This is a genomic window from Streptomyces sp. NPDC127108, assembly GCF_042677545.1.
Taxonomy (GTDB): Bacteria; Actinomycetota; Actinomycetes; order Streptomycetales; family Streptomycetaceae; genus Streptomyces.
The window spans coordinates 92,847-112,737 of record NZ_JBHXTE010000021.1; the positions used below are offsets into that span (position 1 = coordinate 92,847).

General features: G+C 73.9%; 16 protein-coding genes. 7 read left to right on the forward strand and 9 right to left on the reverse strand.

Features of this window, described 5'->3' with window-relative positions; translation table 11 throughout:
• Positions 1 to 6: 6 nt before the first annotated feature.
• A complete protein-coding gene (locus ACFVHO_RS19460) occupies positions 7 to 465 on the reverse strand; it encodes a MarR family winged helix-turn-helix transcriptional regulator (RefSeq protein ID WP_385715791.1) in 459 nt (152 codons plus the stop codon).
• A 96-nt stretch (positions 466 to 561) separates the two neighbouring features.
• Between ACFVHO_RS19460 and ACFVHO_RS19465 the strand changes: the two genes are divergently transcribed.
• The gene (locus ACFVHO_RS19465; RefSeq protein ID WP_385715793.1) at positions 562 to 1,356 is read left to right on the forward strand and encodes a dioxygenase; all 795 of its coding nucleotides are present in this window, start codon (positions 562 to 564) and stop codon (positions 1,354 to 1,356) included.
• Positions 1,357 to 1,391: 35 nt separating this feature from the next.
• On the opposite strand, the gene ACFVHO_RS19470 is transcribed toward ACFVHO_RS19465, so the two are convergent.
• Positions 1,392 to 2,303 (reverse strand): N-acetyltransferase, encoded by a 912-nt coding sequence (locus ACFVHO_RS19470; protein ID WP_385715796.1) that lies wholly within the window; start codon positions 2,301 to 2,303, stop codon positions 1,392 to 1,394.
• A 247-nt stretch (positions 2,304 to 2,550) separates the two neighbouring features.
• Between ACFVHO_RS19470 and ACFVHO_RS19475 the strand changes: the two genes are divergently transcribed.
• Positions 2,551 to 3,579 (forward strand): hydroxyacid dehydrogenase, encoded by a 1,029-nt coding sequence (locus ACFVHO_RS19475; RefSeq protein ID WP_385715799.1) that lies wholly within the window; start codon positions 2,551 to 2,553, stop codon positions 3,577 to 3,579.
• Positions 3,580 to 3,684: 105 nt separating this feature from the next.
• On the opposite strand, the gene ACFVHO_RS19480 is transcribed toward ACFVHO_RS19475, so the two are convergent.
• On the reverse strand, positions 3,685 to 4,212 hold the full coding sequence (locus ACFVHO_RS19480; RefSeq protein ID WP_385715801.1) for a hypothetical protein: 528 nt from the start codon (positions 4,210 to 4,212) through the stop codon (positions 3,685 to 3,687).
• Between the two features lie 208 nt (positions 4,213 to 4,420).
• Entirely contained in the window at positions 4,421 to 5,074 is a 654-nt protein-coding gene (locus ACFVHO_RS19485) for a DJ-1/PfpI family protein (RefSeq protein WP_385715804.1), read from the reverse strand.
• Positions 5,075 to 5,352: 278 nt separating this feature from the next.
• Between ACFVHO_RS19485 and ACFVHO_RS19490 the strand changes: the two genes are divergently transcribed.
• A complete protein-coding gene (locus ACFVHO_RS19490) occupies positions 5,353 to 6,303 on the forward strand; it encodes a GlxA family transcriptional regulator (protein ID WP_385715807.1) in 951 nt (316 codons plus the stop codon).
• Positions 6,304 to 6,309: 6 nt separating this feature from the next.
• On the opposite strand, the gene ACFVHO_RS19495 is transcribed toward ACFVHO_RS19490, so the two are convergent.
• The gene (locus ACFVHO_RS19495) at positions 6,310 to 7,053 is read right to left on the reverse strand and encodes a class I SAM-dependent methyltransferase (protein WP_385715810.1); all 744 of its coding nucleotides are present in this window, start codon (positions 7,051 to 7,053) and stop codon (positions 6,310 to 6,312) included.
• 134 nt (positions 7,054 to 7,187) lie between these two features.
• Here ACFVHO_RS19495 and ACFVHO_RS19500 point away from each other — a divergent pair, with 134 nt between their 5' ends.
• The 3 genes from ACFVHO_RS19500 (at position 7,188) to ACFVHO_RS19510 (ending at position 11,821) form a co-directional block, all read left to right on the forward strand.
• Positions 7,188 to 8,045, forward strand: a complete 858-nt coding sequence (locus tag ACFVHO_RS19500; RefSeq protein WP_385715812.1) for a hypothetical protein — start codon at positions 7,188 to 7,190, stop codon at positions 8,043 to 8,045.
• Between the two features lie 81 nt (positions 8,046 to 8,126).
• Positions 8,127 to 9,095, forward strand: coding sequence for a slipin family protein (locus ACFVHO_RS19505; RefSeq protein ID WP_385715815.1), 969 nt, complete (start codon positions 8,127 to 8,129; stop codon positions 9,093 to 9,095).
• A 248-nt stretch (positions 9,096 to 9,343) separates the two neighbouring features.
• Entirely contained in the window at positions 9,344 to 11,821 is a 2,478-nt protein-coding gene (locus ACFVHO_RS19510) for a polysaccharide lyase 8 family protein (protein WP_385715817.1), read from the forward strand.
• A gap of 19 nt (positions 11,822 to 11,840) precedes the next feature.
• Here the strand turns inward: ACFVHO_RS19510 and ACFVHO_RS19515 are convergent, their stop codons facing one another.
• Positions 11,841 to 12,428 (reverse strand): TetR/AcrR family transcriptional regulator, encoded by a 588-nt coding sequence (locus tag ACFVHO_RS19515; RefSeq protein WP_385715819.1) that lies wholly within the window; start codon positions 12,426 to 12,428, stop codon positions 11,841 to 11,843.
• A 307-nt stretch (positions 12,429 to 12,735) separates the two neighbouring features.
• Between ACFVHO_RS19515 and ACFVHO_RS19520 the strand changes: the two genes are divergently transcribed.
• The gene (locus ACFVHO_RS19520; protein ID WP_385715821.1) at positions 12,736 to 13,677 is read left to right on the forward strand and encodes an alpha/beta hydrolase family protein; all 942 of its coding nucleotides are present in this window, start codon (positions 12,736 to 12,738) and stop codon (positions 13,675 to 13,677) included.
• A 46-nt stretch (positions 13,678 to 13,723) separates the two neighbouring features.
• On the opposite strand, the gene ACFVHO_RS19525 is transcribed toward ACFVHO_RS19520, so the two are convergent.
• The 3 genes from ACFVHO_RS19525 to ACFVHO_RS19535 form a co-directional block, all read right to left on the reverse strand.
• Positions 13,724 to 14,614, reverse strand: coding sequence for a trimeric intracellular cation channel family protein (locus tag ACFVHO_RS19525; protein ID WP_385715822.1), 891 nt, complete (start codon positions 14,612 to 14,614; stop codon positions 13,724 to 13,726).
• 109 nt (positions 14,615 to 14,723) lie between these two features.
• On the reverse strand, positions 14,724 to 17,279 hold the full coding sequence (locus ACFVHO_RS19530; RefSeq protein ID WP_385715825.1) for an ATP-binding protein: 2,556 nt from the start codon (positions 17,277 to 17,279) through the stop codon (positions 14,724 to 14,726).
• A 44-nt stretch (positions 17,280 to 17,323) separates the two neighbouring features.
• Entirely contained in the window at positions 17,324 to 19,885 is a 2,562-nt protein-coding gene (locus ACFVHO_RS19535) for an ATP-binding protein (RefSeq protein ID WP_385715828.1), read from the reverse strand.
• Positions 19,886 to 19,891: the final 6 nt, after the last annotated feature.

Here is a 19,891-nt window from a genome sequence, read left to right on the forward strand (position 1 = left end):
CCCCCCTCATCCCCCGCCCAGCCTCCGCACGACCTCCCCGAGCCCGTCCTTCAGGACCCGCACCTGGTCCTCGCTGAGCACATCGATCAGATGGGCGCGGACGACCTCGACATGGCCGGGCGCCGCCCGCTCCAGGCGGGCCCGGCCCGCGTCGGTGAGCACGGCGTAGACGCCGCGCACGTCCGCGGCGCACGAGCGGCGGCGCACCAGCCCCGCCTTCTCCAACTGCGTGATCTGGTACGTCAGTCCGCTCTTGGTGGTGATCAGGGCGCCCGCGAGTTCGCTCATCCGCAGCTCGCCGTCCGGGGCGGCCGACAGTCGCACGAGCACCTCGTACTGGAGGTGGGACAGGCCCGACTCGGCTTTCAGCTGCTCCTCGATGCGCCGGTCGAGGAGCGCCCCCGCCGTCAGGAAGGCCTGCCAGGCGGCCATCTCGTCGTCGTTCAGCCAGTTGGTGTCACCCATGGAAGCAGCGTACGCCTGTTGTTCAAATTCGAACGATCGAGTACCGTCGTCCATGTGCTTCAAATTTGAACCACACTGTCGAGGAGGCGACCGCCCATGACCACCGCACCCCTGGATCACCCGGTGTCGCGGATGCCCGCGCTCTTCATGAGCCACGGCGCCCCGACCCTCGCCGAGGACGCCGTCTGGCCGGGCCAGCTCGCCCGGTGGGGCGCGGAGCTGCCGCGCCCGAAGGCGATCCTGATGGTCTCCGCGCACTGGGAGGAGGCCCCGCTCGCGCTCGGCGCGACCACCGCCGTGCCGTTGGTCTACGACTTCTGGGGCTTCCCCGAGCACTACTACGGCATCCGGTACGCCGCGCCGGGCGCCCCCGAGCTGGCCGAGCAGGTCCGGGGACTGCTGCGGGCCCCGGGCATGCCGGTGCAGGACCTCCCCGAGCGCGGCCTCGACCACGGTGCGTACGTGCCGCTGCTCGAGATGTACCCCGACGCGGACATCCCGGTGCTCCAGATGTCCCTGCCGACGCTGGACCCCCAGAAGCTGATGGACATCGGCCGCAGGCTCGCGCCGCTGCGCGACGAGGGCGTGCTGATCGTCGGCAGCGGCCACTTCACGCACAACCTGCGCGCCATCAACCCCCAGAACGAAGTCCCCTCCCCGCTGGCCGAGTTCGACGACTGGGGGCGGCGGGCCCTGGCGGCCGGTGACGTCGACGCGCTGCTCGACTTCGCGCACAAGGCTCCGGCCGCCCGGTACGCCCACCCCCGCGAGGAACACTTCGTGCCGCTCGCGGTCACGCTCGGCGCGGCGGCGGACGACCTGGGCAGCCAGCGGAGCGTCATCGAGGGCTCGTGGCTGGGCCTTTCGAAGCGGTCGGTGCAGTTCGGCTGAGCGACCGCTCCGGCCGGCCCTCGGAGCGCGCCACGTCAGGCGTGGGACCAGCCCCGGTCGGTCCGCACCAGTTCCCGGAAGCCGAGAGCCGTGAGGCGCCCGATCGCCTCGGGGTCGTCGGACGCCTCGTACGCGAGCAGCCGGTCGGCCCCGGCCAGGCGCAGCCACGCGGCGGCCTCGCCCAGGAGCCAGGCGTCCAGGCCGTCGACGCCGTGACCGGGCTCGGTGTGGAAGTTGCCGATGTCGGCGAGCGAGCCGTTGCGGGCCTGGCGTTCGGCGCGGCCGAGAGCGGTGTCGACCTCGATGAAGCCGAGGTCGTGCCCGTCGGCGTGCGCGGTCAGGCGCGTGCCGCACTCGCCGAGGGTGCGGCGGACGGCGAGGCCCGGCAGCGGCGGCTCGGTGCGCGGCAGGTCCGGCACGGCGGCGATGAGGACGACCTCGGTGTGGCCGGTGTGCCGGAATCCGGCGCGCTCGTACGCGGCGCGGACGTGCGGCCAGGCGCGCGGCACGCCGTAGACGGCCGGGGCGGGCAGCGCGCCGTCGGCCGCGCGGGCGCGCACGTCCCAGCGGGCGAGCTGGGCCAGGCAGGCGCTCATGAGCAGGTCCGCCGCCTTGTCGGAGTCCGGCCAGAAGGACGCGGCCGGGTGGCAGACGAACCAGTTGATCTCGCCGAGGTCGCGGTAGTCGGGGCCGACGTCGGCCCCGGAGCGGTAGCGCAGCAGGTGCGCGGCGGCCACGACGAACGCGCGCTGCTCGGCGACGAGGGTGACGCGCTCGACCACCCACGGATCGGTGATGAACTCGTCGGGCTGGCGCGTCAGTTGCCCGAGGACGGTGTTCACGGAGACGGAGACGCCCGGCACGACGGCGGCCACATGGCTGTTCACCAGATCGGTGAGCTGGTCGCGGTCGTCGCGGTGGAAGGGGCGTACCTGGAGCGCGGACATGCGGGGACCTCCCGGTCGGGTTGCGTGTGCTTCAGGAGGCCGCCATGCGATGCGGTACGCGATCGATCCTACGACACGTGCCGCCGCGCCGGAGCGACCGTACCGATGTGGCCCCGCGGACACGGGCTCACGGGTGCGACGCGTGCGAAAGCGGCGCGGCCCGACGAGACTCGTACGGATCCGGCGCCGCCGGAAGGATGCCGTCTCGCGATCCGGTCGCCGCCGGAAGGATGGAGCCCCGCCCCGCATGCCCACCCCACCGCACGCGTCCGACCGGCCGAGTGCCGCGCTCGCCATGTCGCCCGGCGCCGCCGACGCCCTGCTCGGGCCCGACGTGCTCGCCGCGTTCGCCGGAGTCTGCGCGCTCCGGCACCCGCCCGTCCTCGACGACTTCTCCGACGAGCGGGCCCGGGAGGTGCTCGGGCGGGCCGAGCTGCTGATCACCGGCTGGGGCTGTCCACCGCTCGACGAGGCCGCCCTCGCCGCCGCGCCGAAGCTGCGGGCCGTCGTGCACACCGCCGGGTCCGTGCGCGGCCATCTCACGCCCGCCTGCTGGGAGCGCGGCATCGAGGTGTCGTCGGCGGCCGCCGCGAACGCGCTGCCGGTCGCCGAGTACACCGTCGCGATGATCCTCCTCGCCGGCAAGCACGTCCTGGAGCGGTCCCGCGCCTTCAAGGCCGCGCGCGACCGCGACGACCCGCTGACCACACCGCGCGGAATCGGCAACTACCGCCGCACCGTGGGAATCCTGTCGGCCTCCCACGTCGGACGACGCGTCATCGAACTCCTTCGCCCGTACGACATCGAGGTGCTGCTGCACGATCCGTACGTGGACGAGGCCGAGGCGACCGCGCTCGGCGCGCGGGCCGTCGGGCTCGACGAGCTGTTCCGCCGAAGCGACCTCGTGAGCGTGCACACCCCGCTGCTTCCCGCCACGCGCGGACTCGTCGGCCGCCGCCAGCTCGCCGCCCTGCGCCCGGACGGCGTGCTCATCAACACCGCCCGCGGGGCCGTGGTCGACCAGGACGCGCTCACCGAGGCCGTGGTGGCGGGCCGGATCCGGGTGGTGCTCGACGTCACGGAACCCGAAGTCCTGCCGCCGGGGCACCCGTTGTGGGACTGCGAGAACGCGCTGCTCACCCCGCATCTGGCGGGTTCGCAGGGCAACGAGTGGCAGCGCCTGACCGATGTCGCGGTCAGCGAGGTCGCCCGGTGGGCGGCGGGCGAGGGCTTCGCGCACCCCGTGCGGGCGGACCGGGTGGCGTTCCTGGCGTGAGCGGATGGCCGCCCGGACCGGGCCGTTGTTCGCGGCGGAGTCGGTTGCGGATCGTCAGGCCCAAGGGGTCAGCCCTCCGGCGTCCGGGGCGGGGCATGAGCGGGGTCAGCCTCCGGTCGTGGAGCCCGGACGCACGATCATCAGGACGGTGACGGTGGCCCACAGGAGGTTGAACACTCCCGTGAACATGGCGAGTTGGGCGCTGGTCCGCGCGTCCAGCTTCACCGCGCCCGCACCTTCGACCGGGCCCCCACCGCCGGTCGCTCCGTCGGCCTCACGGACGTCCCCGGCCCCCGCCACCGCCTCCAACGCCGTCTCCTGGCGCGGCAGCACCAGCAGGATCAGGATCACCGCCGCGACGAACGTCAGCACGATCGACGTGATCAGCCAGGCGCTGCCGAGCACGCCCATGCTGCTCGCCGTCAGGAAGCCGAAGACCACCACGGCGATGGCGGCGCCCGCGTAGACGCGGCAGATGCGGTGCAGGGTCCGCAGCGTCGTGACGGGGGCCGCGTCGCCGGGTCCGGCGAGGGCGTCGCGAAGGACCTTGGGGAACATGCTGGCCGCGACGGCGACCGGCCCGACGGCGAGGATGGCCGCGAGGACGTGGAGGATGAGGAACAGCTTCGTCATGGGAGGGCTTTCGCGTCAGGGAGGGCGGACGGGACGCCGGACGGCGCAGGCACGTGTGCGGCGGCCAGGGTCGGAGCGGGGCGGGTTCGCGGCGGCCGGTGGCGGACGAGTGCGGGGGCGGTGCCGGGTGCGCGGGGTCGGACGGGCGTGGGCTCGGTGCCGGGTGCGCGGGGGCAGACAGGCGCGGGCTCGGTGCCGGGTGGCGGGGTCAGACGGGCGCGGGCTCGGTGCCGGTCGCGCGCCACACCACCCCGCGCCGCTCGTGCGCGAACAGCTCCTCGACCGCATGCGCCACGCGCGGCCCGAACTCGCGCTCCAGGAGGTGCAGTCCGAGGTCGAGGCCCGACGTCACCCCGGCGCCGCTGACCAGGTCGCCGTCGTCGACGACCCGGGCCCGCACCACGGTCGCCCCGAGGCCCCACAGGACGTCGAGGGCGTCGTGGTGGCCGGTGGCGTGCCTGCCCTTGAGGAGCCCGGACATCGCGAGGAGCAGGGAGCCGCCGCACACCGACGTCATGGTCACGCCGGGGCGGGCCATGGCGGCCGACAGGAGCGCGGGCAGGGCGGTGCGCTGGGTGCGGGCGAGGCGGGAGGGGATGCTGTCGTCCTCGGGGTCGCCCTGCTCGGTGGCTCCGGCGGCGCCCGGGACCAGGATCAGGCCGTCGCGCTCCGGGTCGAGGCGCGCCGTGGCCCTGAGGGTGACGAGGTCCAGGCCGCTCGGGACGTCGCGGGCGCCCTCCGCCGAGACCAGCTCGACGGTGATGGCGCCGTCCGTGGCGATGCCCCCGGCGTAAAGGATCTCCAGCGGGCCGAGGACGTCTAGCGGGTCGAAGCCGTCGAAGAGGACTGCTTGAACGTGCATGCGAGGTTCCGTTTCCTGGCGGGGGCCGCGGCCCCGGCGGGGCTCCGGCGCTGGTCCCGTGCTGTTCCCGGCGTCGAGGCTAGTCAGTGCCGCTCGCACGCCGACAGTGGCCGTAATGACAGCTTTCAACGGGATCTCGCCAGGGCGGGCGCGGGGTCGTGGTCACCCGCTCGCCGCCCGTTCGCGCAGGCCGTCGGCGGGCGGAGCGGGTGCGTGGGGCACGGAGGGAGCTCCGACCGGCCCTTGGCGGAAGTCCGGTGGTGCCGTACGTTGCCGCCATGCACACCGTCGCCTTCCTCGCCCTCGACGACGTCATCCCGTCCGACCTGGCGATGCCCCTGGACGTGTTCAGCAGGACCCGGCTGCCCGGCGAACGGCAGGCCTACCGGGTACGGGTGTGCGCGGCCGAGCCCGAGGTCGACGCGCGCGCGTTCTCGCTGCGGGCGCACCACGACCTGAGCGGGCTCGTGGACGCGGACACCATCGTCGTACCGGGCACCCACGACCCGTCCGCGCCGGTGCCGGAGAAGACCCTGGCCGCGCTGCGCGATGCGGCCGCCGCGGGCACCCGCATCGCGTCGATCTGCGTGGGCACGTTCGTCCTCGCGCAGGCGGGGCTGCTCGACGGGCTGCGGGCCACCACCCACTGGTTCGCGACGGACCACCTCGCCGCGGCCTTCCCCGACATCGACGTCGACCCGGACGTGCTTTATGTCGACAACGGCCAGATCCTCACCTCCGCGGGCGCGGCCGCCGGAATGGACCTGAGCCTGCACATGGTGCGGCGCGACTACGGCTCGGCGGTCGCCGCGGACGCCGCGCGCCTCTCCGTGATGCCGCTCGAACGGGAGGGCGGCCAGGCCCAGTTCATCGTCAACCAGCCCCCGGCGATGCCCCGCGGCCGCGCCCTCGAACCGCTGCTGCGCTGGCTGGACGAGAACGCCGCGCGCGACCTCACCCTGGACGACATCGCCGGGCACGCGGGCCTGAGCAGCCGGACGCTGCTGCGCCGGTTCCGCGAGCAGACCGGCACGACGCCGCTGCAGTGGCTGCACCGGGCGCGGGTCCGCCAGGCCCAGCACCTCCTGGAGACCACCGAGCACCCGGTGGAGCGGATCGCCACGCAGGTCGGCTTCGGCTCGCCGACCGCGTTCCGCGACCGCTTCAAGCGCGTGGCCGGAGTCAGCCCGCAGGCCTATCGGCGGGCGTTCGGCAGCACAGCCCGCTGACCCCGCTCACGCCGCCTTGCGTGCCACCACCATCCGCCAGTGCGGACTCCCGTCGTCCCGGCGGCCGAACTCCTCCAGGGGCCGCAGCCCCACCGTGAACCCGGCCCCCTCCAGGTCGGCCCGCACCCCGGCCAGCGGAAACGTGCGGTAGTACATGACGAAGGGCGGCTGCCGCAGCGCGTTGCGGGCCCGCATCGCCAGGTCGAAGCCGAGCATGCCCCAGTACCATGGTGACGTGAGTGGCTGTGGCGCGCCGATGGGGAAAGCGAACAGGCCGCCGGGGCGCAGCGCCCGGTGCACCTGGGCGAACAGGCCCGGCCGCTCGGCGGGCAGGAAGTGCCCGAACGCCCCGAAGCTGACGGCCACGTCGAATCCCCCGGCGAAGGGCAGCGCGCGGGCGTCGGCCCGCACCCAGTGGACCGCCGGGCCCTGCCGCCCCGGCCCGTCCCGCGCGCCGAGCTCCGCGCGGGCCCGCGCCAGCATCCCGGAGCTGAAGTCGACGCCGGTCACCTGCTCCCGGCACAGGGGCCGCAGGAGTTCCACCCCGGCCCCGGTGCCGCAGCACACGTCGAGGCCCGCGGCGAACGGGCCGAGGGGCCGCAGCGCCTCGGCGCACGCGTCGAGGATGCGCTCGGGCGTACGGAAGGGCGTGTGATCGAACTTGGGAGCCAGCAAGTCGTAGCCGTGCTCCGTGGACGACAGCGCCTGGACGGCCAGTTCGCGCAGCGAGGGGCCCTGGGAGGTGAACACCGGCACAGCTTAATGAGCGGTACGGCCCGCTGAGCCGTCCGGCCGGGGCCCGCCTCGTGGAGTTCCGGGCCCGTCGACCGCTTGGTCGGAGCTCCGGCTGCCGCACACCCGAACCCACGTCACGGAGGCGCACCATGGGCGCACGCAGGCAGTCGGGACCCGATGACCCCACGGCCGACGCCATGGCGGGCAAGACCCGGTTCGACGACATCTACGACCGGCCCGACCCGCGGGCGTACTTCCGCCGCCTCGCCCCGTACGACTACGAGATCCCGCATCACGCCCAAGGCGTCTTCCGCCGCACCCTCGCCGCGCGGCGCCGGGCCGCGCCGCCGGGACCCGACAACGACCTCACGGTGCTCGACCTGTGCTGCTCCTACGGCCTGAACGCCGCTCTGCTCAACCACGACCTGACGCTCGCCGACCTGTACGCGCACTACGCCGGTGAGGCCACCTCGGACCTCACCACCAGCGAACTCATCGACCTGGACAAGGAGTTCTACGCGGCACGGCGCCGCCCGGACGCGGTCCGCCTCGTCGGCGTGGACACCGCCACCAACGCCACCGCCTACGCCCTGGCCGTCGGGCTGCTCGACGAGGCGTACGCGGAGAACCTGGAACGCGTGCCCCCGAGCCCGGGCCTCGCGCGGGCCATGGCCGGCGTCGGCCTGATCACCGTCACCGGCGGCATCGGCTATGTCACGCACCGCACCTTCGACGCCCTGCTCGGCACCGCCCGCCTCCCCCTGTGGGTCGACGCGTTCGTGCTGCGGACCGTGCCCTACGACCGCATCGCCCAGAGCCTCGCCGCGCACGGCCTGGTCACCACGACGGACCCCGACCAGCTGTATCCGCAGCGCCTCTTCACGGGCCCCGAGGAGCAGGACGACGCCGTCGCGCGGGTGCGGGCGGCGGGCGACGACACCACCGGCCTGGAGTCCGCGGGCCGCTACTACACACGCCTGTACGCGTCGCGTCCCGGGGTCCGCTGACCCGTGTCCAAGGGCTCGCCCGGGCCCGCGGTCCGGGCGTATCGTTGATTGACGGACGGCTCGGAGCGACAGGGGGTCGTCATGGTGCAGGAACTCCTCGCGGCCGGCGTGGTGGCACTCTCCGCCGGTCTTGTGTACGTGGTGTCGGCGGCCCGTGTCGTCAAGCAGTACGAACGCGGTGTCGTGTTCCGTCTCGGCCGGCTGTCCGGGCCGCCGCGCGCGCCCGGGTTCACCATGATCGTGCCGGGTGTCGACCGGATGCGTAAGGTCAACATGCAGATCGTGACGATGCCGGTGCCCGCGCAGGAGGGCATCACCCGCGACAACGTCACCGTGCGCGTCGACGCCGTCGTGTACTTCAAGGTGGTCGACGCCTCGCACGCGATCGTGCGGGTCGAGGACTATCGCTTCGCGGTCTCGCAGATGGCGCAGACCTCGCTGCGGTCCATCATCGGCAAGAGCGACCTGGACGACCTGCTGTCCAACCGCGAGAAGCTCAACCAGGGCCTTGAGCTGATGCTCGACAGCCCGGCGATCGGCTGGGGCGTGCAGATCGACCGCGTCGAGATCAAGGACGTGTCCCTGCCGGAGACGATGAAGCGGTCGATGGCCCGGCAGGCCGAGGCGGACCGGGAGCGGCGCGCCCGCGTCATCAACGCCGACGCCGAGCTGCAGGCCTCCAAGAAGCTCGCCGAGGCCGCGAGCGAGATGTCCGAGCAGCCCGCCGCGCTGCAACTGCGGCTCCTGCAGACCGTCGTGGCCGTGGCCGCCGAGAAGAACTCGACCCTGGTCCTGCCCTTCCCCGTCGAACTCCTCCGCTTCCTGGAACGGGCCGCGAACCAGCAGCCGCAGCCTGCGACGCCCCCGCCCGCGAGCGCGGAACCGCAGGCCGTGGCCGGGGAGCGGGCCGTCGGCGTGCCGCGCGAAGTCACCGCGCCGGCGGTGGACGCGATCCCGCGGGTCACCGGCAGCCCGGCGCCGCCCGTGGAGGCCGAGGCGGCGCCCGTGGGGGCCGAGGCGGCGCCCGTGGAGGCCGAGGCGGCGCCCTGAACCCGGCCCCGGACTCCGGGCGGACCCGGCCTCACCCCGGGTCCGCCCGGTCTGAACCCCGGGGTCGCCCCGTCGAAACCCCGGGGCCGCCCCGTCGATTCCTCCGGCACACCCATTGAGCGCGTCGGCGCCCGCATGCTAGAAAGCGCTTACTGAACGCCGGTCTCCCGCACCGCCCGGCACCTGCCCGCGCCCCCGACGCACGCGCCCCTCCGCTCCTCCCCTCCCCGGCCCCCTGGAGCCCCCGCATGCCCACTCCTTGGCCCCGCCGCGCCTTCCTCCTGACCACCGGCACCTCGGCGCTCTCCCTCGCCGCCCCCGCCACGGCCACCCCGGCCTTCGCGACCGCCCCCGACACCGGGGCCACGGGGGCCGCAGCCGCGGCCACCGCCGACGCCGACGCGTTCGCCGCACTGCGCGCCAAGTGGCGCACCCTGATACTCGGCGAGGGATTCAGCCCGACCGCCGAGCCGTTCAAGAGCCGCCTGGCCCAACTGGGCACCTCTGCACGGCAGTTGAGGGACACGATGGCTCCCGCGACCGGCTCGCTGTGGCCCGACGCCTCGTACGCCGACCCCGAACCGGACACCGACCAGGAGTCGTTCGGCTACTCCGCGAACCTCGTCACCAGTTGCACGCGGCTCGCCACGATGGCGCAGGCGTACAGCCAGCAGGGCACCGGCCTCACCGGGGACGCCACGCTCAGGACGGCGATCGTGACCGGCCTCGACCACCTCTACGCGCAGGTCTACAACGAGCGGCAGGCGCGCTTCGGCAACTGGTGGAGCTGGCAGATCGGCGCCCCGCAGGCGCTGCTCGACACCTGCGTCCTGATGTACGACGCGCTGTCCGCCGACCGGATCTCCCGCTGCTGCGCGGCCGTCGACCACTTCGTCCCGGACTCCGCGGTCGAGCGGTACACGGGCACCAGCACCGGGGCCAACCGCGTGGACCTGTGCCGGGTCCTCGCGCTGCGCGGCGTCGTCGGCGCGAACGAGGCGAAGGTCGCACTGGCGCGGGACGCCCTCTCCCCCGTCTTCCCTTACGTGACCAGCGGCGACGGTCTGTACGTCGACGGCTCGTTCATCCAGCACACCACCGTGCCGTACACCGGCTCGTACGGGTCCGTGCTCCTCGGCGGACTCGGCCTGCTGTTCGCGCTGCTCGACGGGTCGCCGTGGGAGGTGACGGACGGCGGCAGGCAGATCGTCTTCGACGCCGTGGAGAAGGCGTGGGCGCCGTTCCTCTACAACGGCCTGGTCATGGACTGTGTCGCGGGCCGCGCCATCAGCCGCGGCATCGCCGCCTCCGACACGAAGCAGGTGCAGGCCGACGACCATCTGCGCGGCCACCCGATCCTGGCGTCGATCGCGCTGCTCGGGCAGGGCGCGTCAGCCGCCGAGAACGCCCGCTGGCGGGGCCTGGTGAAGGGCTGGATGCGCCGCGACTACTACAGCCCGCCGCTCGACGACCCCCAGTTGAGCCTCACCCACCTGGCCCGGCTCAAGGCCGTCCAGGACGACACCTCCGTCACGCCCGTGCCCGAGCCCACCGGGCACCGCCTGTTCACCAACATGGCGCGGGCCACGCACCGCCGCCCCGGCTGGGCCGCGTCAATCAGCATGGCCGACGCCCGCATCACGTACTACGAGACCGGCAACGGCGAGAACCTGCGCGGCTGGCACACCGGCTCGGGCATGCTCGCCTGGTGGGGCGACACTTACGCCAACGGCCAGTACAGCGACGCCTTCTGGCCCACCGTCGACCCCTACCGGCTGCCCGGTATCACCGCGTCCCGCAAGGCCCTGGCGGACGGGGCGGGCGGCGACTGGGGCGCGGCGCGGCCGGACGTGAGCTGGGTCGGCGGGGCGAGCGACGGTCAACGGGCGGTCCTCGGCCAGCACTTGAAGGGGCTGCAGAGCACGCTGTCGGCCCGCAAGGCGTGGTTCTGTCTGGACGACGCGATCGTGTGCCTGGGCGCGGGCATCAGCTGCGCGGACGGCGCGGTCGTGGAGTCCACCGTGGAGAACCGCAACCTCGGCCCGACCGGGAGCGCCCCCTTCCAGGCCGACGGCGCCACCAAGCCCGCCACCACGCCCTGGTCGGAGACCCTCACCGACGCGCGGTGGGCGCACATCGGCGGCCACGGCGGCTATGTCTTCCCCGGCGGCGCCACCGTCCGGGCCCGCCGCGAGCGGCGCACCGGCAAGTGGAGCGACATCAACAAGGGCGGCGCCACCACCCCGTTGACCCGCACCTACCTCACGCTGCACGTCGACCACGGCACCGACCCCACGGACGCGACGTACGCGTACGTCCTGCTGCCCGGCGCGAGCGCGGCCCGCACGGCAGAGCGGGCGGCGGCCACCGGCTGGCTGCGAATCCTCGCCAACTCCGGGTCCCGGCAGGGCGTCAGCGTGCCCTCGCTCGGCTTCACCGGCGTGACGTTCTGGTCGGGCGGCACGGCCGGGGCGCTCACCGCGAGCGCCGCCTGCGCGGTGCTGGTCGCCGAGCGTCCCGACGGGACGGCGGTGGTGTGCGTCAGCGACCCGACCCGGGCGGCGCGCGCCGGTCTCACGGTCACGTGGGACCGGCCGGTCGCCGCGGTCACCGCGAAGCCCGCCACCGTCACGTCGGCCACCACGGGCGCGGCCCTGAAGCTGACGTTCGCCGACCTCGCCCCCACGAAGGGCGCCACGCAGAAGATCACCGTGCGTCTCGGGTGACGCGCCCGCGCCACCGCCGTCAGGGCGTGCGCAGGCCAGCGACGAGGAGTGCGACCAGGCAGCGCGGGTCGTAGCGGGGGTCGCTCTCGGCGCCGATGCAGAGGTTCCCGATGCCGCGCATCAGTTGGTACGCGGTGGGGTCGGCGCGGATCTCGCCCGCGGCGGCCGCGGCTTCGAGGAGTTCGGCGCACACCGGCAGGAGGCGGTCGAGGAAGTAGGCGTGCAGCGCCTCGAAGCCCGCGCTGTCGGACTGCATCGCGGCGGCCAGGCCGTGCTTGGTGACCAGGAAGTCGACGAAGAGCCCGACCCACCGTTCGAGGGCGGCGTGCGGTGTCGCCTCGGCGGCGAGGAGGGCGGGACCGGCCTCGGCGCAGGCGTCGACCTGGTGCCGGTAGACGGCGATGACGAGGTCGGCGCGGGTCGGGAAGTGGCGGTAGACCGTGCCGACGCCGACGCCCGCCTTGGCCGCGATGTCCCGTACCGGCGCCTCCACGCCCGAGGTGACGAAGATCGCCGCGGCCGCGTCGAGGAGAGTCTGCTGGTTGCGCCGGACGTCCTTGCGCCTGGATCCGGCGGCGCTGCCCGCGCCGGGGCCGCTGTCGTTCACCGCGACGTTCCTTTCCTGAGGGTGCCGGGGCCGCGAGGCGGATGCCGCGAGCCATGGGCCGGATACTCCCAGCCGCGCGGCGGGCGCCCCGAGCCGGGGGACGGCGCCTCCGGGGGTTGTGAAACGGAACCACGTTCCGTATCGTCGGCGGAGCGACGTTCCGTTTTGCTCATGATGGCAGAGCGGGGACCCGGCGACCAGCGCGTCCGTGCTGCCCGCCGCCACCCGGCCCTGCCCGCGGCGCCCCAGGCAGACCGGCCGGGCCCGCCGCGCCGAGACCCCAAGAATCCCCAGGGAAGGCACCTCCATGTCCGCATCAGCCGTCACACCCCCGCAGCAGCCCGCGGGCGCGCCCGCCACGGTCGTCTCCGCGAAGCCCGTCGTCCTGCCCGCCCCGGGCCGGGGCACGGATCTCCAGGTCCGCGTGTCCGCCCCCGCGACCGGCACCGGCCTGCCCGTCGTCGTCTTCTCGCACGGCTTCGGCTGGTCGATGGACGGCTACGCCCCGCTGGCGGACCACTGGGCCGCGCACGGGTTCGTGGTCGTCCAGCCCACCCATCTGGATTCCCGGACGCTCGGCATCCCCGCCGACGACCCGCGGACGCCCCGGATCTGGCGCATCCGCGTCGAGGACCTCACGCGGGTCATCGACGAACTCGACGTCCTCGAGGCCGCCGTGCCGGGCCTCGGCGGGCGGGTCGACCGCGGCCGCGTCGCCGTGGCCGGGCACTCCTGGGGAGCCCAGACGGCGAGCACCCTGCTCGGCGCGCGTGTCCTCGACGCCGACGGCGTGCCCGGCGAGGACATGGCCGACCCCCGCGTCAAGGCGGGCGTGCTCCTCGCCCTGGCCGGTCTGGGCGACGACCTGACCCCGTTCGCCGTCGAGCACCTCCCATTCCTGCGGCCGTCCTTCGACGGCATGACCGCCCCGGCGCTCGTCGTCGCCGGGGACCACGACCAGTCCCACCTGTCCACCCGCGGCCCTGACTGGTTCACCGACCCCTACGTCCACAGCCCGGGAGCCAAGAGCCTGCTCACGCTGTTCGGGGCGGAGCACTCGCTCGGCGGCATCCCCGGCCACGAGGTCGCCGAGACGACGGACGAGTCCCCCGCCCGCGTCGCCCTGCTCCAGCGGCTCAGCACGGCCTATCTGCGCGCCGCCCTCTGCGCCGACGACGTCGGCTGGAAGGCGGCGGCCACCGCTCTGGAGGAGGACCCCGAGCCGCTGGGGAGGCTGGAGAGCAAGTAGCACCGGGCCACGAAGGGCGCCGGGGCGCGGCGGGTCGCCGACGGGGTCATCGGCCGATCCGTGAGCCGAGGGTGTCGTCGCCGTCGGCGTCGTCCCTGGCGTCGGGCCCGGGCGGGTGGGGTGGTGCGGCCTTGCGCCACAGGGTGCCGGGCGCGGGGTGGGCGCCGCGGAACCGCAGCCGCCGGGCGGCACTCGTGGCCCGGCCGCTCCCCCGGCCCCTGCCTCCGCCCCGGCCCTCCGCCGTCCGGGACTCGCGCCGCCACCCGGGGCGCAGCGCGCTCGCCAGCCGCGACCGGGGCTGCCACTCCAGGCCGCTGGGCAGCCCCCAGCCGCGCTTGTACGCGGTGAGCCGCAGGACGAGTGCCACGGTCACGCCGAGCACGATGCCGAGGGTGGGCTGCTCGGCGTAACTGCACACGACCGTGATCGCGGCGGCGACCACCGCGACGGACGCGTACAGCGCGTTGCCGCCGAGCACCACAGGAACGCGGCGCAGCATCATGTCGCGCAGCGCCCCGCCGCCGACGGCCGTGATGGTGCCGAGCAGCAGCGCGGGCAGCCAGCCGAGCCCCGCCGCGAGGGTCTTCTGCGCCCCCGCGACGGCCCAGAAGCCGATCACCGCCGCGTCCAGCGCGGTGAAGAGCCGGTCCCAGGCCTCCTGGCTGATGCTGATGAGGAAGGCGATGAACGCCCCGGCGAGCGCCGTCGGCAGGTAGAAGACGTCGGTGAGCGCCACCGGCGTCCCGTGCTGGAGCAGGGTGTCGCGGATGAGCCCGCCGCCGAGCCCGGACACCACGCCGACGGCGACGAAGCCGAACAGGTCGAGCCGTTCGGTGCGCGCGATCGCGCCGCCCTGGAGCGCGGCGGCGAACACCCCGGCGAGGTCGAGCCCGCGCGTGGCCACGTCCACGCCGTGCGGCGTGAGGAGTTCGGCCATCGCCGCCCGCCTCCCTGCTCCGTTCCGCGCCCGGTGCGTCCCGTACGTCTCCTACGTTTCGTACGTCACCCGGCGGCGGACGGCGACCGGAGGCGGCCGGACGCCGGTCTCAGGAGGTGGCGGACGCGGGCAGGTCGGGGCTGACCTGGGGGCGCCCGGGCACGAGGCGCAGCGCGAGGACCATGGTGAGCCCGCCGCCGGGGGTGTCCTCGGCGCTGAGGGTGCCGCCCATGGCCTCGGTGAAGCCGCGGGCGACGGCGAGGCCGAGGCCCACACCGGCGCCGCGCGGGGAGTCGCCGTACCGCTGGAAGGGCTCGAAGATGCGTTCCTTGGCGTCGTCGGGCACACCGGGACCGCGGTCCACGACCCGCAGCTGCACCTGGTCGGCCATGGTGCTCGCGGCGACCAGGACGCTCTCCCCGGCGGGGCTGTACTTCAGGGCGTTCTCTATGACGTTGGCGACGGCCCGCTCCAGGAGGCCCTTGTCGGCGGCGACCATCGGCAGGTCCTCGGGGATGTCGAGCGCGACGTGCTCGGCGGACGAGGACATGCCTTCGAGGGCGAGCGGGACGACCTCGTCGAGGTCGATCTCGCGGACCATCGGCATGACGGTGTCGGTCTGGAGCCGGGACATGTCCAGGAGGTTGCCCACCAGGTGGTCGAGGCGGTCGGCGCCGGCCTCGATGGCGGCGAGGAGTTCCGCCTGGTCCTCCTCGGACCACTCGATGTCGTCCGAGCGGAGGCTCGAGACGGACGCCTTGATGCCGGCGAGGGGGGTGCGCAGGTCGTGGCTGACGGCGGCGAGCAGGGCGGTGCGGATGCGGTTGCCCTCGGCGAGGGTGCGGGCCTCCTCGGCCTGGGACTGCAGGCGCTGGCGGTCGAGGACCACGGCGGCCTGCGCGGCGAAGGCGCCGAGGACGCGGCGGTCCTCGGCGGGCAGGACGCGGCCGATGAGGGCGAGGGACATGTAGTCGCCGACGGGCATGTCGACGTCGGCGTCCTCGGGGCGGCCGACGTGCGGGCGGGGGCCGACGCTGGCCGCGCAGGTCCACAGGGCGATGTCGCTCTCGCGCTCCAGGAGCGCCACGGACTCCATGGCGAAGGTCTCGCGGACGGTCTCCAGGAGAGATTCGAGGCTGTTCTCGCCGCGCAGGACGCTGCCCGCCAGGTACGACAGGATCTCCGACTCGGCGCGGAGCCGCGCCGCCTGGTGGGTGCGCCGGGCCGCCAGGTCCACGACCGACGCCACGGACACCGCCACCGCCACGAAGATCACGAGGGCGACGATGTTCTTCGGGTTGGAGATCAGGATGTGATGGACGGGCGGCGTGAAGTAGTAGTTGAGCAGCAGGGAGCCGAACGCCGCCGACGCCAGGGACGGGATCAGACCGCCGAGCAGGGCCGCCGCCACCGTGAGCGTCAGGAACAGCAGCATGTCGTTGGCGAGGCCGAGGTCGGGCGCCACGCCGCGCAGCAGCAGGGCGAGCAGTATCGGCCCGACGATGCCGACCAGCCAGCCCCAGGTGATGCGGTTGCGGCCGAGGCGGGCGGCGCGCGGTGTGGCCGACAGGCTGCGTCCCTTGCCCGCCTCGTTGTGGGTGACCAGGTGCACGTCGAGGTCGGGCCCGGACTCACGGGCCACGGTGGCGCTGACGCCGGGGCCGAACATGTACTGCCAGCCCCGGCGGCGGGAGACGCCGAGGACGATCTGGGTGGCGTTGACGCCGCGGGCGAACTCCAGGAGCGCCGCGGTGATGTCCTCCCCTATCACCTGGTGGAAGGAACCGCCGAGGTCCTCCACGAGGGTGCGCTGGATCGCGAGTTCCTTGGGCGACGCCGCGGTGAGGCCGTCGCTGCGGGCGATGTAGACGGCGAGGACCTCACCGCCCGCGCCCTTCTCGGCGAGCCGCGCGGCACGGCGCAGCAGGAAGCGGCCCTCGGGTCCGCCGCTGAGGCCGACGACGATGCGTTCGCGGGCCTGCCAGGTGGAGCGGATGTTGTGCTCGCCCCGGTACTGCTGGAGGTATTCGTCGACCCGGTCCGCCACCCACAGCAGCGCCAGCTCGCGCAGGGCCGTGAGGTTCCCGGGGCGGAAGTAGTTGGACAGGGCCGCGTCGACCTTGTCGGCCTTGTAGATGTTGCCGTGCGCCATCCGGCGGCGCAGCGCCTGGGGCGACATGTCGACCAGCTCGATCTGGTCCGCGCGGCGCACGACCTCGTCGGGGATCGACTCGCGCTGCCGGACGCCGGTGATCCGCTCGACCACGTCGCCGAGCGACTCCAGGTGCTGGATGTTGACGGTGGAGACCACGTCGATGCCCGCCGCGAGGAGCTCTTCGACGTCCTGCCAGCGCTTGGTGTTGCGCGAGCCGGGGATGTTGGTGTGCGCCAGCTCGTCGACGAGGGCGACGGCCGGGGCACGCTCCAGGACGGCGTCGACATCCATCTCCGTGAACGTCGCGCCCCGGTACTCCAGGTCCTTGCGCGGCAGCACTTCGAGGCCGTGCAGCATCACTTCCGTACGCGGACGGCTGTGGTGCTCCACGAAGGCCACGACACAGTCGGTGCCGCGTTCGATACGACGGTGGGCCTCGGACAGCATCGCGTACGTCTTGCCGACGCCCGGTGCCGCTCCCAGGTAGATCCGAAGCTTGCCGCGTGCCATGTAACTCGTCTCTGCGCTCGGGGGGTGATTGATACGTTCATCAATCAAAGGCGCTCAGAATGCCAGACGCCAGGGCCCCGCGCACCGTTGACTTCACGTACCCGCTCGACCGCGCGCACCCGTTCCGCGAACGGCAGGGACAGGACCATGGTGAGCCCGCCGCCGGGAGTGTCCTCCGGGGTGAGCGTGCCGTCCATCGCCTCGGCGAGCCCCCGCGACAGGGCGAGGCCGAGCCCGAGACCTGTGGTGTTGTCGGTGTCGCCGAGCCGCTGGAAGGGCTCGAAGACCCGGTCGCGGTCGGCCGGAGGGAGGCCGGGGCCGCGGTCGACGACGCGCAGTTCCACGCGGCCCGCCAGGGCGCTCGCGGTGATCAGGACCTTGCCGCCGGCCGGGGTGTGGCGGGCGGCGTTGCCGACGAGGTTGGCTATCACCCGCTCCAGGAGCGGCGGGTCGGCGAGGACGGCCGGGATCTCCTCCAGGCTGCCCGTCTCGACCGGGCAGTGGTCGGGCAGCGAGTCGAGGGCGGGCGGCAGGACCTCTTCGAGCGCCGTGTCGCGCAGTTCCAGCTTGAGGGCGCCCGCCTGGAGGCGGCTCATGTCGAGGAGGTTGTCGACGAGCCGGTTCAGCTTGGCCATGGACTCGTCGGCGGTGGCGAGCAGTTCCTCGCGGTCGTGCTCGGAGAAGTCCAGGTCGCGGCTGCGCAGCGAGCCGATCGCGGCGAGGGCGGCGGCCAGCGGGGTGCGCAGGTCGTGGCCGACGGCGCGCAGGAGCGCGGTGCGCATCCGGTCGGCGGCCTTGACGGGCTCCACCTCGGCGGCGGCCTCGGCGAGCCGGGCCCGCTCGACGGCGGCGCCGACGTGCGCGGCGAACGCGGCGAGGACGCGGCGGTCGGCGGAGGGCAGCGGGCGGCCGCGCAGCACCAGGTAGGCGTCGGCGCCCGCGGGCACGGCGGTGACCGCCGCGTCCGAGGCGTCGGGCGGCTCCGCCACCAGTTCGGCGGCGGCAACCCCGAAGGCCTCCCGGGCGCGTTCGAGCAGGGCGGGAATGGGCTGCCCGCCCCGCACGATGGTGCCCGCGAGCGACGACATCGTCTCGGCCTCGGCGGTGGCCCGGGCCGAGCGCCGGGACAGGCGCAGCGACCGGTCGACGACGGCGGCGACGGTGGCGGCGACGATCGCGAACACCACAAGGGCCAGCATGCTGTTCGGATCACCCAGCGTGAAGTGCCCGACGGGTGGCATGAACCAGTAGTTGAGCAGCAGCGACGCGGTCACCGACGCCACCACCGCGGAGAGCACCCCGCCGATGCAGGCCACGCCCACGACGGCCAGCAGGAACAGCAGCGCCTCGCTGGTGAGGTTCAGGTGTTCGCGGGCCATGTCCAGGTCGAGGAGGAGAGTGAGCACGACCGGCAGGAGCAGTCCGGCGACCGGTCCGCCGACGCGGCGCGGGCCCGACAGCGTACGTCTGCGGGACGGCAGCAGGGTGCCTGCGCCCGCGCGTTCATGGGTGACGGTGTGGACATCGATGTCGCCGGACGCCTCGACGACGGCCTCGCCGGTGCCGCGTCCGGTGAGGAACCGCTCGACGCGGCCGCGGCGGCTGGAGCCGAGGACGAGCTGGGTGGCGTTCTCGGCGCGGGCGAACTCCACGAGGGCGGTCGCGATGTCGTCGCCGACGACCGAGTGGTAGCTGCCGCCCAGGTCCTCCACGAGCCGCCGCTGCCGGGTCAGGGACGCGTGCGAGGTGCCCGCGGCGAGGCCGTCGCTGCGGGCTATGTGCACGGCGAGCAGCTCACCGCCCACGGAGCGGTCGGCGATGCGGGCGGCGCGGCGGATCAGGGTGTCGCCCTCAGGGCCGCCGGTGAGGCCGACGACGACGCGTTCGCGGGTCTCCCACACGCCGCCGATGTTGTGCTCGGAGCGGTACGCCTGCAGGGCCTCGTCGACGCGGTCGGCGACCCACAGCAGGGCGAGCTGGCGCAGGGCGGTCAGATTGCCGGTCCTGAAGTAGTTGGCGAGGGCCGCGTCCACCTTCTCCGGGGCGTGGATGTTGCCGTGCGCCATGCGGCGGCGCAGCGACTCCGGGGCGACGTCGACGAGCTCGATCTGGTGGGCGCGGCGCACGACGTCGTCGGGGACCGTCTCGGCCTGCGGCATCTTGGTGATCTTCTCGACGACGTCCTTGAGGGACTCCAGGTGCTCGATGTTGACCGTCGTGACGACGTCGATGCCGGCCGTGAGCAGCCGGTCGACGTCCTGCCAGCGCTTGGGGTTGCGGCCGGCACCCGGGACGTTGGTGTGGGCGAGGTCGTCCACGAGCACGACCTCCGGGCCGCGGGCGAGCACCGCGTCCAGGTCGAGCTCGGTGAACTCCCCGCCCCGGTAGCGGACGCGGGCGCGCTCCACCACGTCGAGCCCCGCCGCCTCGGCCTCCGTGAGCAGGGATTCCGTGTGCGGGCGCCGACGGCACTCCACGAGGCCCACGACGACGTCGGCGCCGCGTGCGGCCCGTCGCCGCCCTTCGTCGAGCATGCGGCAGGTCTTGCCGACCCCCGGTGCCGCTCCGAGGTAGATCTTCAGCTGTCCGGGTCGTACGTGCGTCATCGCGCC

Excerpts from the sequence above, each read along its gene's own strand:
- ACFVHO_RS19460 (WP_385715791.1), bottom strand. The coding sequence starts at position 465 with ATGGGTGACACCAACTGGCTGAACGACGACGAGATGGCCGCCTGGCAG.
- ACFVHO_RS19465 (WP_385715793.1), top strand. The coding sequence starts at position 562 with ATGACCACCGCACCCCTGGATCACCCGGTGTCGCGGATGCCCGCGCTC.
- ACFVHO_RS19470 (WP_385715796.1), bottom strand. The coding sequence starts at position 2,303 with ATGTCCGCGCTCCAGGTACGCCCCTTCCACCGCGACGACCGCGACCAG.
- ACFVHO_RS19475 (WP_385715799.1), top strand. The coding sequence starts at position 2,551 with ATGCCCACCCCACCGCACGCGTCCGACCGGCCGAGTGCCGCGCTCGCC.
- ACFVHO_RS19480 (WP_385715801.1), bottom strand. The coding sequence starts at position 4,212 with ATGACGAAGCTGTTCCTCATCCTCCACGTCCTCGCGGCCATCCTCGCC.
- ACFVHO_RS19485 (WP_385715804.1), bottom strand. The coding sequence starts at position 5,074 with ATGCACGTTCAAGCAGTCCTCTTCGACGGCTTCGACCCGCTAGACGTC.
- ACFVHO_RS19490 (WP_385715807.1), top strand. The coding sequence starts at position 5,353 with ATGCACACCGTCGCCTTCCTCGCCCTCGACGACGTCATCCCGTCCGAC.
- ACFVHO_RS19500 (WP_385715812.1), top strand. The coding sequence starts at position 7,188 with ATGGGCGCACGCAGGCAGTCGGGACCCGATGACCCCACGGCCGACGCC.
- ACFVHO_RS19505 (WP_385715815.1), top strand. The coding sequence starts at position 8,127 with ATGGTGCAGGAACTCCTCGCGGCCGGCGTGGTGGCACTCTCCGCCGGT.
- ACFVHO_RS19510 (WP_385715817.1), top strand. The coding sequence starts at position 9,344 with ATGCCCACTCCTTGGCCCCGCCGCGCCTTCCTCCTGACCACCGGCACC.
- ACFVHO_RS19520 (WP_385715821.1), top strand. The coding sequence starts at position 12,736 with ATGTCCGCATCAGCCGTCACACCCCCGCAGCAGCCCGCGGGCGCGCCC.
- ACFVHO_RS19525 (WP_385715822.1), bottom strand. The coding sequence starts at position 14,614 with ATGGCCGAACTCCTCACGCCGCACGGCGTGGACGTGGCCACGCGCGGG.
- ACFVHO_RS19530 (WP_385715825.1), bottom strand. The coding sequence starts at position 17,279 with ATGGCACGCGGCAAGCTTCGGATCTACCTGGGAGCGGCACCGGGCGTC.
- ACFVHO_RS19535 (WP_385715828.1), bottom strand. The coding sequence starts at position 19,885 with ATGACGCACGTACGACCCGGACAGCTGAAGATCTACCTCGGAGCGGCA.